Annotated in this window: 12 protein-coding genes; 8 read left to right on the forward strand and 4 right to left on the reverse strand. The window is 64.6% G+C overall.

All coding sequences use genetic code 11. The annotated features are described in order from the left end of the window. The 4 genes from BMX04_RS00380 to dusA all read left to right on the forward strand — a co-directional run bounded on the left by BMX04_RS00380 (position 1) and on the right by dusA (position 4,618). Positions 1–678: a GltB/FmdC/FwdC-like GXGXG domain-containing protein gene (locus BMX04_RS00380; protein ID WP_074784128.1), complete on the forward strand. Its 678-nt coding sequence runs from the start codon at positions 1–3 to the stop codon at positions 676–678. Positions 679–688: 10 nt separating this feature from the next. After that, positions 689–2,032, forward strand: a complete 1,344-nt coding sequence (locus tag BMX04_RS00385; RefSeq protein ID WP_074784131.1) for an FMN-binding glutamate synthase family protein — start codon at positions 689–691, stop codon at positions 2,030–2,032. Between the two features lie 72 nt (positions 2,033–2,104). Further along, positions 2,105–3,433 carry a type III glutamate--ammonia ligase gene (glnT, locus tag BMX04_RS00390; protein ID WP_074784680.1) on the forward strand — a complete coding sequence of 443 codons (1,329 nt, stop codon included), beginning with the start codon at positions 2,105–2,107 and terminating at the stop codon, positions 3,431–3,433. Between the two features lie 177 nt (positions 3,434–3,610). Next, a complete protein-coding gene (dusA, locus tag BMX04_RS00395; RefSeq protein ID WP_074784134.1) occupies positions 3,611–4,618 on the forward strand; it encodes a tRNA dihydrouridine(20/20a) synthase DusA in 1,008 nt (335 codons plus the stop codon). Positions 4,619–4,636: 18 nt separating this feature from the next. On the opposite strand, the gene BMX04_RS00400 is transcribed toward dusA, so the two are convergent. The 4 genes from BMX04_RS00400 to BMX04_RS00415 all read right to left on the reverse strand — a co-directional run bounded on the left by BMX04_RS00400 (position 4,637) and on the right by BMX04_RS00415 (position 9,138). Then, entirely contained in the window at positions 4,637–6,124 is a 1,488-nt protein-coding gene (locus BMX04_RS00400) for a replicative DNA helicase (protein WP_050662196.1), read from the reverse strand. A 229-nt stretch (positions 6,125–6,353) separates the two neighbouring features. After that, positions 6,354–7,031, reverse strand: a complete 678-nt coding sequence (locus BMX04_RS00405) for an orotate phosphoribosyltransferase (protein ID WP_074784137.1) — start codon at positions 7,029–7,031, stop codon at positions 6,354–6,356. A 76-nt stretch (positions 7,032–7,107) separates the two neighbouring features. Then, complete coding sequence (gene pyrC, locus BMX04_RS00410) at positions 7,108–8,145, reverse strand: dihydroorotase (RefSeq protein WP_074784140.1); 1,038 nt, start codon at positions 8,143–8,145, stop codon at positions 7,108–7,110. Between the two features lie 42 nt (positions 8,146–8,187). Then, positions 8,188–9,138, reverse strand: coding sequence for a phosphoadenosine phosphosulfate reductase (locus BMX04_RS00415; protein WP_074784143.1), 951 nt, complete (start codon positions 9,136–9,138; stop codon positions 8,188–8,190). Positions 9,139–9,343: 205 nt separating this feature from the next. On the opposite strand from BMX04_RS00415, the gene BMX04_RS00420 reads away from it, so the two are divergent. Genes BMX04_RS00420 through BMX04_RS00435 form a run of 4 tightly spaced genes read left to right on the forward strand, consistent with a single transcriptional unit; the run spans position 9,344 to position 13,529 of the window. Further along, positions 9,344–10,252 carry an AAA family ATPase gene (locus tag BMX04_RS00420; protein ID WP_139194456.1) on the forward strand — a complete coding sequence of 303 codons (909 nt, stop codon included), beginning with the start codon at positions 9,344–9,346 and terminating at the stop codon, positions 10,250–10,252. 58 nt (positions 10,253–10,310) lie between these two features. Further along, a complete protein-coding gene (locus BMX04_RS00425) occupies positions 10,311–11,573 on the forward strand; it encodes a vWA domain-containing protein (RefSeq protein WP_074784148.1) in 1,263 nt (420 codons plus the stop codon). A gap of 4 nt (positions 11,574–11,577) precedes the next feature. Then, positions 11,578–12,540, forward strand: coding sequence for an XdhC family protein (locus BMX04_RS00430; protein ID WP_074784151.1), 963 nt, complete (start codon positions 11,578–11,580; stop codon positions 12,538–12,540). Beyond that, a complete protein-coding gene (locus BMX04_RS00435) occupies positions 12,537–13,529 on the forward strand; it encodes a molybdopterin-binding protein (protein WP_074784154.1) in 993 nt (330 codons plus the stop codon). Before BMX04_RS00430 ends, BMX04_RS00435 begins: the two co-directional genes overlap by 4 nt. Positions 13,530–13,590 lie beyond the last annotated feature (61 nt).

The raw sequence follows: 13,590 nt of genomic DNA on the forward strand, positions 1-13,590 counted from the left end.
ATGCAGATCATCGACATGGCAGTCACGCCGCTGCGTGATTTGAACGCCACGCTTCAGGCGCAGGCCGGGGCGACCAACGGCACTGCCTGGGATATCGAGAACCCGCGCGGCAGCCACGCGATTGCCGTCGGTCTCGACGCACCCATCGAGGTCACCGTCAAAGGCTCCACCGGCTATTACTGCGCGGGGATGAACAAGCAGGCGACGGTCAATGTCCGGGGCTCTGTCGGGCCGGGGGTGGCCGAGAACATGATGTCGGGCACGGTCGTGATCGACGGCGACGCCTCGCAATATGCCGGGGCCACCGGCCATGGCGGCACGCTGGTGATCAAAGGCAATGCGTCGTCGCGCTGTGGCATCTCGATGAAGGGCATCGACATCATAGTGCATGGCAATGTCGGGCATATGTCGGCCTTCATGGCGCAATCGGGCAATCTTGTCGTCTGCGGCGATGCGGGTGATGCGCTGGGCGACTCGATCTATGAGGCGCGGCTCTTCGTGCGCGGATCCGTCAAGTCGCTGGGAGCCGACTGTGTCGAGAAGGACATGCGCCCGGAGCATGTCGCGCTGTTGGCTGATCTTCTCGAACGCGGCGGGTGCGATGCCAGACCCGAGGAGTTCAGGCGCTACGGGTCGGCCCGGCAACTCTACAATTTCAACATCGACAACGCGTATTGAGGTGGCTGCCATGAAAGACGATCACAGCGGCGCCCCGCGCACCCCGCCCATTCAATCAGCCACGTTCAGCCAGAGCGTGAACGCCGAGATACGCCGCGCGGCGGCCACCGGTATCTACGACATTCGCGGTGGCGGTGCGAAACGCAAGGTGCCGCATTTCGACGACCTGCTTTTTCTTGGGGCGTCGATCTCTCGCTATCCGCTCGAAGGCTACCGCGAGGCCTGCGACACCTCGGTGACGCTTGGCACGCGCCATGCCCGCAACCCAGTAGAACTCGACATTCCCATCACCATCGCAGGCATGTCATTCGGCGCGCTTTCGGGTGCCGCGAAAGAGGCGCTTGGCCGGGGGGCCACGCTTGCGGGCACCTCGACCACCACAGGCGACGGCGGCATGACGCCAGAGGAACGGGGCCACTCAAAGACGCTGGTCTACCAGTACCTGCCGTCGCGCTACGGCATGAACCCCGATGACCTGCGCAAGGCGGATGCCATCGAGGTCGTGGTCGGGCAGGGCGCGAAACCCGGCGGCGGGGGCATGCTGCTGGGGCAGAAGATCACCGACCGCGTCGCAGAGATGCGCAATCTGCCCAAGGGCATCGACCAGCGTTCGGCCTGCCGCCACCCCGACTGGACGGGGCCGGACGACCTTGAGATCAAGATCCTGGAGTTGCGCGAGATTACCGGCTGGCGTGTTCCGATCTACATCAAGATCGGGGGTGCGCGGCCCTATTTCGACACCACGCTGGCGGTCAAGGCGGGCGCAGATGTGGTCGTTCTCGACGGGATGCAGGGCGGCACGGCGGCCACGCAGGACGTGTTCATCGAACATGTCGGCATGCCGACACTCGCCTGTATCCGCGAGGCCGTCCGCGCGTTGGAAGATCTTGGCATGCACCGTGAGGTCCAGTTGATCGTCTCGGGCGGTGTCCGCAGCGGGGCGGATGTCGCCAAGTGCATGGCGCTTGGGGCGGATGCGGTCTCGATCGGCACGGCGGCGCTGATCGCGCTCGGCGACAACGATCCCAAATGGGAAGACGAGTACCGCGAACTCGGCACCACCGCCGGGGCCTATGACGACTGGCACGAAGGCAATGACCCGGCGGGCATCAGCACGCAGAACCCGGAGCTTGCCGCGCGGCTCGATCCGGTCGAGGGCGGGCGGCGGTTGCGCAACTACCTCAAGGTGATGACCCTCGAGGCCCAGACCATCGCGCGCGCCTGCGGCAAGAACAGGCTGCAGAACCTCGAGCCCGAGGACCTCTGCGCGCTCACGATGGAAGCGGCGGCGATGGCAAAGGTGCCGTTGGCCGGAACCGATTGGTGGCCCGGCAAGCCCGGCCCGGCATTCTAGGAGACCTCCGAAGGCGCGGCACCGATGCTGCGCCTTTTTCAATTCGATGACAGACAACAGGGAACAGAGCGCATGACCATGGATCTCGCCAAATTCGCCACCGACACGGGCGTCAAGTATTTCATGATTTCCTTCACCGATCTCTTCGGCGGCCAACGCGCCAAGATGGTCCCGGCGCAGGCCATCGCGGACATGCAGGAAGACGGTGCCGGGTTTGCCGGGTTCGCCACTTGGCTCGACATGACACCGGCGCATCCTGACATGCTGGCCCTTCCAGACCCGTCCACGGTCATCCAGTTGCCGTGGAAGCCGGAGGTGGCATGGGTCGCCGCGAATTGCGTGATGGAGGGCGAGGACGTGGCGCAGGCCCCGCGCAACGTGTTGCGGCGGCTGATTGACGAGGCCGCCCACGAGGGCCTGTACGTCAAGACCGGGGTCGAGGCCGAGTTTTTCCTGCTGACACCCGAGGGTGACCGGATCAGCGACCCGTTCGATACCGCCGAAAAGCCGTGCTACGACCAGCAGGCGGTGATGCGCCGCTATGACGTGGTACGAGAGATCTGCGACTACATGCTTGATCTCGGCTGGGGCCCGTACCAGACCGACCACGAGGATGCGAACGGCCAGTTCGAGATGAACTGGGAATTCGACGACGCGCTCAAGACCGCCGACAAGCATTCCTTCTTCAAGTTCATGGTCAAGTCGGTGGCCGAGAGCCATGGCTTTCGCGCCACCTTCATGCCCAAGCCCGTCGAAGGGCTGACCGGCAATGGCTGCCATGTCCATGTCTCGGTCTGGGACGCGCCCGGAGACGCGGCGGCGACCAATGTCTTTGCCGGTGACGGTGACGGCCCGACGGGCGAGGTCGGCCTGTCGGAGCGCGGCAAGCATTTCCTCGGCGGGATCATGAAACACGCCAGCGCTCTGGCGGCGATCACCAACCCGACAGTCAACAGCTACAAGCGCATCAATGCGCCGCGCACCTCGTCCGGGGCAACTTGGGCCCCCAACAGCGTCACCTGGACCGGCAACAACCGCACCCACATGGTGCGCGTTCCCGGCCCCGGCCGGTTCGAGTTGCGCCTGGCCGATGGCGCGGCCAACCCGTATCTGCTGCAGGCGGTGATCATCGCGGCGGGGCTGTCGGGGTTGCGGACGCAGGCGGACCCGGGCAAGCGCCATGACATCGACATGTATGCCGAAGGCCACAAGGTGCGCGGCGCGCCCAGCCTGCCGCTCAACATGCTCGACGCGCTGCGCGCCTATGACAAGGACAAGGCATTGAAGGCGGCGATGGGTGAGGCGTTTGCTTCTGCGTTCCTGACCCTAAAGATGCAGGAATGGAACGCCTATGTGTCGCATTTCACCCAATGGGAAAAGGACAACACGCTGGACATCTGAGCGGGCGAGGGGCGCGTTTGCACCAATGGCAATGTCGTCTTCAAGCTAGCGTCCGATTGCCCGAACGCCACCGTCTTCCTGTCTTTCTGCGGGGTGGGGTGGAAGGGCAGGTGCCGTGTGCGTATGATGTGCACAGTGGGTCTGTTTCAAATACGCGCGGTCCCGAGGAGATCTTTAATGCCCAACAACGCAGCCACCGCGGCCGCGCGCCTGTCCTGTGCCCCTATGATGGATTGGACCGACAGGCATTGTCGGTACTTGCACCGGCTGCTCAGTCGGCATGTGTTGCTCTACACCGAGATGGTGACTGCGCCCGCGCTGGTGCGTGGCGGTGCGTTGCATCTGCTTGAGCACAGCGCGGAGGAGCATCCCGTGGCTTTGCAGCTTGGGGGCTCTGACCCAGCGGAGTTGGCGCGGGCGGCGCGGTTTGGGGCGCAGGCGGGTTATGCCGAGATCAACCTTAATTGCGGCTGTCCGTCGGACCGGGTGCAATCGGGCACGTTTGGCGCGATTCTCATGCAGGATCCGGGGCTTGTGGCGCAATGCGTGGCGGCGATGCGGGATGTGGTCGATGTGGATGTGACCGTGAAATGCCGGATCGGGGTCGATGATCAGAACCCCGAGGCGGTGCTGCCGGAATTCCTGTCGCGGATCGTGGCGGCGGGTTGTGAGCGGGTGCAAATCCATGCGCGCAAGGCATGGCTGCAGGGGCTCAGCCCCAAGGAGAACCGCGATATTCCGCCGCTCGATTACGATCTGGTGCAGCGGATGAAGATGCTTTTCCCGAACTTGCATATCTCGATCAACGGCGGAATTACCAATCTGGATCAGGCGGTTGACCTGTTGGACGCAGGTCTTGACGGGGTCATGGTGGGGCGCGCGGCCTATCATCAACCCGTCGATATCCTCTGTTCGGCGGACCGGCGGATCTTTGGCGCAAAGGGACCTGACAGCACTGCGGAAGGGGCGGTGCGCGCCATGCTCCCCTATATCGAGTCGCATCTGTCCAACGGTGGCAGGCTGAACCAGGTCACGCGGCACATGTTGGGGCTGTTTGCTGGGCGGCCCGGGGCACGGGGCTGGCGCAGGACGTTGTCGGAAGGGGCGACGCGGCCCGATGCGGGGCCGGAACTGGTGGAACGCGCGCTGTCGGACATCGAGGCGGCCGCGCGGGTGACGGCATGACGATGGTCCGTTGAGGCCTCAGAATTCCGCGCCGCCGCCCTGTTGCCATGGTTTCACGAGATTGCCGAACCGGGTGAATTGCGACTCGAAGCTGAGCTCGACCGTGCCGATGGGACCGTGCCGCTGCTTGCCGATGATCACCTCGGCCTTGCCGTGCAGACGCGACATGGCTTCCTGCCATTCGGCCATCTTTTCCATCTCGTGATCACCGGGCTTTTCGCGCTCCTTATAATACTCTTCTCGGAACACGAACATCACCACGTCGGCGTCCTGTTCGATCGAGCCGGATTCGCGCAGGTCCGACAGTTGCGGGCGCTTGTCCTCGCGGCTTTCGACCTGGCGGGAGAGCTGCGACAGGGCCAGTACCGGAATGTCGAGTTCCTTGGCGATCGCCTTGAGACCCATGGAAATTTCGCCGATTTCCTGCACGCGGTTCTCGGAGGTGCCGCGCACCAGTTGAAGGTAGTCGACGATCAGCAGGTCGAGCCCGTGGGTGCGCTTGAGGCGGCGGGCGCGGGCGGCGAGTTGCGAGATCGGGATCGCCGCAGTGTCGTCGATGAAGAGGGGGCAGGATTCGAGCGATTTGGCGGCCTCGACGAAGCGGCGGAATTCTTCCTCGTCCATGTCGCCCTGACGGATTTTGTGCGAGGAAATCTCGGACGCTTCGGCCAGAATCCGGCCTGCCAATTGTTCGGCGCTCATTTCCAGTGAGAAAAATCCGACGACGCCGCCATCCACGGCGCCCTGCGTGCCGTCGGGCCGGGTGCCTTTCTTGTAGGCGCGGGCGACGTTGAAGGCGATGTTGGTGGCGAGCGAGGTCTTGCCCATCGAGGGACGCCCGGCGAGGATCAGCAGGTCGGACTTGTGCAACCCGCCCAGCTTGCCATCCATGTCGAGCAGGCCGGTGGAGACGCCCGCGAGCCCGCCTTCGCGCTGATAGGCCGCGTTGGCGACATTCACTGCGTCGGTTACGGCCTTGAGAAAGCTTTGAAAACCGGATTCGGATTGTCCCTGCTCGGCCAATTGGTAGAGCTTTTGTTCTGCCTCTACGATCTGGTCCTTGGGCTCGCTGTCGACATGGACGCGGGCGGCCTTGCCTGCGATGTCATGGCCGAGCGCGATCAGTTCGCGCCGGATCGCGAGATCATAGATCATCTGCGCATAGTCACGCGCGGCATAGGTCGAGATCGCGGCACCGGCGAGTTTCACAAGATAATTCGCGCCGCCGAGTTCCTGCAGCCCCTCATCTTCTTCGAGAAAGGCGCGCAGGGTGACTGGCGAGGCAAGATTATTCTTGGCGATGCGCGCGGCGGCGGTCTCGTAGATGCGGGCATGGACGGGGTCGTAGAAATGTTGCGGGCCGATGATGGCAGCGATGCGGTCATAGACATCGTTATTGGTCAGGATCGCGCCGAGGATCTGTTGCTCTGCCTCGATCGAATGCGGCATCGTCTCGGCGGCCTGAATCTCGGTGCCGGTTGGATTGAATACGCTGACCTCGTTCATGCCTGCTGTCCCTGTCGTCTTTGTCTTTTTGGCGTTCGGGTGTTCTAAGCCAAAGCCCGCGCGCATGCCACATGTATAAGCCTGTGGATGGTTGCCGGGATAACCCTCTGAATAAGCCGCCCCTGCCTGTTCGCGCCCCGCATTCTGTGGTGCGCGCCTGTTATACTACCATATCTGGAGGGCGATTTCGATTCGCGATGCAGGTTATCCACCGCGTCGGAACAGGATTTTATTTCTTGTTTGCTTCCTGCCACTTACGGGGATCACGCAGAAATTCCTCGACCTGATCGAGGGTGTCGGCGTTGATTGATCCCTGATCGCGGGCCTCTGCCAGCACGTCCCACCAGGTGCACAGATGATGCAGGGCGACACCGTGATCGCCGAGGGTTTTCTCGGTCTCGGGGAAGATGCCGTAATAGAAGATCACGGCGGTGTGCCCGCAACTCGCCCCGGTTTCGCGGATGGCATCGACAAAGCTGAGCTTCGAGCCGCCATCTGTGGTGAGGTCCTCCACCAGAAGCACCCGTTGTCCCTCGCTCATCGCGCCTTCGATGCGGGCGTTGCGACCGTAACCCTTGGGCTTCTTGCGCACATAGGTCATCGGCAGGGCCATGCGTTCGGCCACCAATGCGGCAAAGGGAATGCCCGCTGTTTCGCCGCCCGCGATGTTGTCGAACGCTTCGAAGCCTGCCTCGCGCATCACGGTGACGGTGAGAAAATCCATCAAGGTGCTGCGGATGCGCGGGTAGGAGATCAGCCTGCGGCAGTCGATATAGGTGGGCGAGGGCAGGCCCGAGGCCAGCGTGAAGGGCTCGTCCGCATTGAAATGCACCGCGCCGATTTCGAGCAGCATGCGGGCGGTGAGGCGGGCGATTTCGGCTTTGGGCGGGTAGGTGGCGGGGATCATGGCGTGGTCCTTGGGTTGGGCGGTGCGCCGAAGAGATTTGATGCCTCCGGCGGGAATATTTTGGGCAAGATGAAGATCAGCTCACCTGCCAGTGCAGCGCAAAGCCGGGGTCGAATACGGTGACGGGGCCGTCCTCTGTTTCGATCTTGTCAGGATAGATGACCGCGTCGCCCTTGGTGAGGGTGATCTGCGCATCGTTCGCAGGCAGGCCATAGAAGGCAGGGCCGTTGAGCGACGTGAAGCTTTCGAGCCGGTCAAGTGCGCGTTCTTCCTCGAACACATGGGCGAGGATCGACATGGTGTTGGAGGCGGTGAAGCAGCCTGCGCAACCGCAGGCGCTTTCCTTCAGGGGGTCGGTATGCGGCGCGCTGTCGGTGCCGAGGAAAAACTGCCCGTCGCCCGACGTGGCGGCGGCGCGCAGGGCGAGGCGGTGTTCCTCGCGCTTGGCCACAGGCAGGCAGTAGTAATGCGGCTTGATCCCGCCCACGAGGATGTGGTTGCGGTTGATCACCAGGTGATGGGTGGTGATGGTGGCAGCGAGATCGCGGTCGTTCGCCTTGACATAGTCTACACCGTCCCGCGTCGTGATATGTTCCATGACCACGCGCAGCCCCGGCGTGGCCCGGCGGACCGGATCGAGCACACGGTCGATGAACACCGCTTCGCGGTCGAAGATGTCGATATCCGCATCGGTCACCTCGCCATGCACGCAGAGCGGCAGGCCGATCTCGGCCATTTTTTCGAACACCGGCCGCACCTTGTCAAAGTCGCGCACGCCCGAGGCGGAGTTGGTGGTGGCCCCTGCGGGGTAGAGTTTGACCGCCGATATGAGGCCGCTCGCGTGGGCGGCGGCGACGTCATCGGGGTCGGTCTGCTCTGTGAGGTAGAGCGTCATCAGGGGGGTGAAATCCGCGCCATCAGGCAGCGCCGCCATGATCCGGTCGCGATAGGCATGGGCGTCATGGGACGTGACCACCGGCGGCACGAGATTGGGCATGATGATGGCGCGGGCGAAATGGCGGGCGCTTTCGGGCAGGACGGCGCGCAGCATCGCGCCATCGCGCAGGTGCAGGTGCCAGTCGTCGGGATGGCGGAGGGTCAGGGTCTGTGTCATGGCCCATGCGCATACACAATCGCGCGCGCCAAGACCAGAGGGTCAGGCGGTGCTATCGGTGGTGCTCGCAAGTCGCGCCTCGGCCATGCCGAGCGCCTTGCGAAAGCGCGGGCCGCCGACCTTGCGGGCGATGGCGTTGCGGCAATGCAGCACCGTGAGGTGATAGCGCTCATCCGCAATGAGACGGCGCATCACGTTGGCGAGATAGGGGGTCTCCTCGCGGCGGGCGCGCCACATCCGCGCGATGTCGAGCGGTGTGAGGGGGGCCTCGCTGAGCGCGGCCAGCAGCTGCGCGATAAGCCCCATGCGTTGCAGGGTCTGCGCGATCTGGTAGCCGAGGAACCGGGTGCGAAACTTGACCACATTGGCGCGGGTGAAGAGCGCGGCATGCATCGCATCAAGCTCCACCTCCGGATCATAGAGCAGGACGGCTGCGTCGGCGGCATCGAGCATGTCGGGGGCATAGCCGTAGCGGTCGGTGAACGCAGTGCGGCGCATGTGCAGATACCGGTCGTCCCATTCCGCGACGCGCGGATCGAGTGTCGCCTGCGGGCTGAGCATCGCCACCCGCGCGCCGGGGGCGGCGACCGAAAAGGCCGCCGCTGCATAGCCGCAGGGCCCCGCGCCGTAGAAAATCACTTGATCGAATTCATCGAAAAAGCCGTCGTCGATCAGCCTGTCGAAATAGCCATAGACACGGGTGTCGCGAAACCATGTGTCGCCGTGGCTGAGCAGGCACAGATGTGACCAGCCAAAGCGCTCGATCATCGACCAGCCAAAGGGCTGTGCGGTGGCGGAACTGTCGGGCAGGCGATTGAAACTCTCGAAGGTCACCAGCAGAACCGGCTTGCGCTCGATCAGCAGGGCAGCGTGCCTGTCGCCCAGTGGCTGGCAATAGCCGTCATCGCCTGCCAGCGTGTCGACCTGCTCGATCCAAGCCTCCCAGGTCAGCCCGGAAAGATCGGCCTTGGATATATCGGCGCTGTCTTGCATCACTGCTTGAACCCTCGGTCACGCGTGGTCGGTCTGCGCCGTCCATTAATATGGTTAAACATGGCCTCGCATTGGGGCAAAACTTGGGAGAATCCAAGAGCTTTCCGCGCGGATTTGCGACCTTTGTGTGAGGTCTGCGCCCTTGACCGATGGGCAGTTGCGATGCACTTGATGAGCGCAGGCAAGGTGCAGCGGAGGCGAGAGCGTGCAAAACCCCACATCCATCGGTGCAGTTCAGGACATGCTGGCGGGACAGGATTATGTCTGTGGGCGCGCCTTGGGCACGGTGACCTATCTCGCGCTGACCCTCGGGCGGCCGCTGTTCCTCGAGGGTGAGGCGGGCACCGGCAAGACCGAGATCGCCAAGGCCATCGCGGCAGGTCTGGGGCGGCGTTTGATCCGGTTGCAATGTTACGAGGGGTTGGATGCGGCAAGCGCCGTCTATGAATGGAATTTCGCCGAACAGATGATCGCCATCCGAACCGCCGAGGCCGCAGGGGGCGTGGATCGCGGACATCTGAAGGATGAGCTTTTCACCGAGGATTATCTGGTCGAGCGCCCGCTCCTGCAGGCGATGCGGCCGCAAGCGGGCGGCGCGCCGGTGTTGCTGATCGACGAGATCGACCGCACCGACGAGCCCTTCGAGGCGTTCTTGCTGGAGGCGCTTTCGGATTTTCAGGTTACGATTCCGGAGCTTGGCACGATCCACGCGCCCGAGCCGCCGATCGTGATCCTAACATCGAACCGCACCCGCGAGGTGCATGATGCCCTGAAACGCCGCTGTCTTTATCATTGGGTGGAGTATCCGACTTTCGACCGCGAGATCGAGATATTGCAGGCCCGCGCGCCCGAGGCGGCCGAGCAGTTGAGCCGCGAGGTGGTGGCTTTCGTGCAGGCGCTGCGCACCGAGGATCTGTTCAAGAAACCGGGCGTGGCCGAGACCATCGACTGGGCCAAATGCCTGCTGGCGCTCGACGTGATCAGCCTTAGCCCCGAGGTGATCGCCGATACGCTCGGCGCGATCCTGAAATATCAGGACGATATCGCCCGGATGCAGGGCTCCGAGGCCAAGCGTATCCTCGACGAGGTGCGCAGCACGCTGGCACCCGCCTGATGTTTCTTTTTGGTCGAAATACTCCGGGGGTGTGGGGGCGGCGCCCCCACGCGATGCCATGACAGACTATGCCCCGCTGGAGTTGCCCGACGATCCCAAGCTGACGCACAACATCACCCATTTCGCCCGCGCGCTGCGGGCGGCGGGGTTGCCAATCGGGCCGGGGCGGGTGATCGACGCGGTGCGCGCGGTGGCCGCCGCCGGGTTCACGAGTCGGGAGGATTATTTTTACACGCTGCGCGCGTGCCTTGTGACGCGGCCGGAACATCTGACGGTTTTCGCGCAGGTCTTTCGCCTCTATTGGCGCGATCCGCGCTATATGGAGCACATGATGGCGATGATGCTGCCCGCCATCCGGGGTGTGCAGGAGGATCGCAGTGCGCAGGCCGCCGAGAAGCGCGCGGCGGAGGCGCTGCTTGACGGTGTGGCGCGCGACGCGCCCGAGATCGAGGAGCATGACAGCGACGAGGTGCATATCGACATCGACGCCTCCGCCACGATGTCGGGCGAGGAGCGGCTTCGGAAACTTGATTTTGAGCAGATGAGCAATGCCGAGGTGGCGCAGGCCAAGCGCATGCTGGCGCGGCTGACTTTGCCGGTCAAACCCTTTGCCTCGCGCCGGGGCGTGGCGAACCCGCAGGGCGCGCGGCTCGACATGCGCCGCAGCATGCGCGGGGCGCTGCGCCACGGCGGTGAAATGCGCCGCATTCACCGCAAAAAGCCGCGCGAGCGGTGGCCCAATCTTGTCGTTTTGTGCGATATTTCCGGCTCTATGAGCCAATATAGCCGCATGGTCTTGCACTTTCTCCACGCAGTCGCCAATCAGAAGGGGGCGGGCTGGGCGCGCGTGCATGCCTTCACGTTTGGCACGCAATTGACCAATATCACCCGCCAGTTGGCGACGCGGGATGTGGATGCGGCCCTTGCCGCCGCCGGGAAACAGGCGCAGGATTGGGAGGGCGGCACGCGCATCGGGGCGTCGCTGCACGCGTTCAATCGCGATTGGTCGCGCCGGGTGATGGGGCAGGGCGCGGTGGTGCTGTTGATCACCGACGGTCTCGACCGCGACGCGCCCGAGGCGCTGAGCCACGAGATGGAACGCGTGCACCTGTCGTCGCGACGGCTCATATGGCTCAACCCGCTGCTGAGGTGGGAGGGGTTTGCGCCCAAGGCGCAAGGCATCCGCGCGATGCTGCCGCATGTGGACGCCTTCCGCGCGGGCCATTCCATCGCCACGCTGGAGGATCTGGCCGAGGCGATTTCGCGTCGGGATGACGATGGCGAAAAGGCGCGGCTGATGGCGGCGTTGCAGGAGGGATGAGGGAATGGATCTGTTCGACGATATTCCAAAGACCGCGCTCGAATGGCACCGGGCAGGCAAGGGGGCGGCGTTGGCCACGGTGGTTGAGACTTGGGGCAGCGCGCCGCGCCGGGTGGGCAGTCAACTGGCGATCAGCGGCGAGGCTGAGATTGAGGGCTCGGTCTCGGGTGGCTGTGTCGAGGGGGCTGTGGTCGCCGAGGCGCTCGATGCCATCGAGGAGGGCCGGTCGGTCATGCTGGAATACGGTGTCAGCGATGGCGATGCCTTTGCCGTGGGGCTGGCGTGCGGCGGCACGATCCGGGTGTTGGTGGAGCCGGTGGGCTCGGTCATGCCAGAGGATCTGCTGGCGGATCTGGTGCTGGCGCGGGAAGCGCGCGTGCCGGTGGCCTATGTGACCGGGCCGGGGGGGCGCAGGCTGGAGCGCGAGGGGCATGAGGGCCGCTTTCGGATGGACCGTTCGGGGTTCGAGGAGGATGGCGAGACGTTCGTTGGCATCCACAACCCGCCGCTGCGCATAATCGTGGTGGGGGCGGTGCATATCGCGCAAGCCCTAGTGCCGATGGCGCGCATAGCGGGCTATGATCCGATCCTGATCGACCCGCGCGAAAGCTTTGCCAGCGAGGCGCGGTTTCCCGGCGAGACGGTGCTGCACGACTGGCCCGACGAGGGGCTGAGGGCCCTGGGCCTGGATCTGCGCACCGCGCTGGTGCTGCTGACCCATGATCCCAAGCTCGATGATCCCGCGCTGATCGAGGCGCTGCGCTCTGACGTGTTCTACATCGGTGCGCTCGGGTCTACCCGGACGCATGCGAAGCGCGTGGAACGGCTGGCCGGGGCCGGGTTCTCCGAGGCCGAGATCGGGCGGATTCATGGGCCCATCGGTCTCGACATTGGGGCGGCAGGGCCGTCGGAGATCGCGGTGAGCGTTCTGGCCGAGATGACGTGGGTTCTGAGGAAAGGCGCATGAAGTTCGGCCCCGTGCCGCTCAACGAGGCGGAGGGTGCGATCCTGGCGCATTCAGAGCAGGTGGCGGCGGGACGGCTGCGCAAGGGCGCGGTGCTGGGCGCAGGTGAGATCGCGGCGCTGGCGGAGGCGGGCTATGACACTGTCACAGTCGCTCGGCTTGAGGCTGGGGATCTGCATGAGGATGCGGCGGCGCAAACCTTGGCGGATGCGTTGCATGCGGGGGCTGCCGGGATCGCGTGCGGGCACCCCTTCACGGGACGGGTGAACCTGACGGCGGAGCGGCCCGGCGTGGTCTGCCTCGACGTGGGCGCGATCAATGCCGCCAATGCGGTGCATCCGATGATCACCGTGGCCACCGTGCCCGACCATCATCAGATCCGCGCGGGCGGCATGATCGCGACGGTCAAGATCATCGCCTATGGCGTGCCGGGCGTGGCGGTGGAGGCCGCAGCAGAGGCCGCGCGCGGGGCGGTGCGGCTGGCCACGGCGCGCTACACAACGGTGAGCCTGATCGTCACGGACGTGCCGGGCGGTCCGGGGACCAAGGGCGTGGAGGCGATCGATGCACGGGTCACGGGCCTCGGCATGGAGATGGCGGAAGTGGTGACATGTGCCCATGAGGAAGGCGCGCTGGCGCGGGCCATACGCGCGGCCAAGGGCGAAATCGTGCTGATCCTCACCGCCTCTGCCACGTCGGACCCCTATGATACCGCGCCGCAGGCGCTGCGCCTTGCGCGCGGGCAGGTAGAGCGGTTCGGCATGCCGGTCGATCCCGGCAACCTGCTGTTTCTGGGTGATATAATGGGCAAGCCGGTGATCGGCCTGCCCGGCTCGGCGCGAAGCCCGGTGTTGCACGGGGCCGATTGGGTGCTGGCGCGGGTCGCCTGCGGCCTGGCCTGTGGCGCGGCGGAGATCGCCGCGATGGGGGTGGGTGGCCTGCTCAAGGAAATCCCGACGCGTCCGCAGCCTCGGCGCGGCCCGCGCGGCTGAGACAAAAGAAACCGGGTTCTCAAGTGGCGGGAGGCATGCTTTAGTCGCATTGGACAGTCAG

Source organism: Roseovarius tolerans (genome assembly GCF_900109855.1).
GTDB lineage: Bacteria > Pseudomonadota > Alphaproteobacteria > Rhodobacterales > Rhodobacteraceae > Roseovarius > Roseovarius tolerans.

Bases quoted from the DNA above. Each gene is read 5' to 3' on its own strand.
- pyrC (WP_074784140.1), bottom strand. From the start codon at position 8,145: ATGACACAGACCCTGACCCTCCGCCATCCCGACGACTGGCACCTGCAC.
- BMX04_RS00380 (WP_074784128.1), top strand. From the start codon at position 1: ATGCAGATCATCGACATGGCAGTCACGCCGCTGCGTGATTTGAACGCC.
- BMX04_RS00415 (WP_074784143.1), bottom strand. From the start codon at position 9,138: ATGCAAGACAGCGCCGATATATCCAAGGCCGATCTTTCCGGGCTGACC.
- BMX04_RS00435 (WP_074784154.1), top strand. From the start codon at position 12,537: ATGAAGTTCGGCCCCGTGCCGCTCAACGAGGCGGAGGGTGCGATCCTG.
- dusA (WP_074784134.1), top strand. From the start codon at position 3,611: ATGCCCAACAACGCAGCCACCGCGGCCGCGCGCCTGTCCTGTGCCCCT.
- BMX04_RS00405 (WP_074784137.1), bottom strand. From the start codon at position 7,031: ATGATCCCCGCCACCTACCCGCCCAAAGCCGAAATCGCCCGCCTCACC.
- BMX04_RS00385 (WP_074784131.1), top strand. From the start codon at position 689: ATGAAAGACGATCACAGCGGCGCCCCGCGCACCCCGCCCATTCAATCA.
- glnT (WP_074784680.1), top strand. From the start codon at position 2,105: ATGACCATGGATCTCGCCAAATTCGCCACCGACACGGGCGTCAAGTAT.
- BMX04_RS00430 (WP_074784151.1), top strand. From the start codon at position 11,578: ATGGATCTGTTCGACGATATTCCAAAGACCGCGCTCGAATGGCACCGG.
- BMX04_RS00400 (WP_050662196.1), bottom strand. From the start codon at position 6,124: ATGAACGAGGTCAGCGTATTCAATCCAACCGGCACCGAGATTCAGGCC.
- BMX04_RS00425 (WP_074784148.1), top strand. From the start codon at position 10,311: ATGACAGACTATGCCCCGCTGGAGTTGCCCGACGATCCCAAGCTGACG.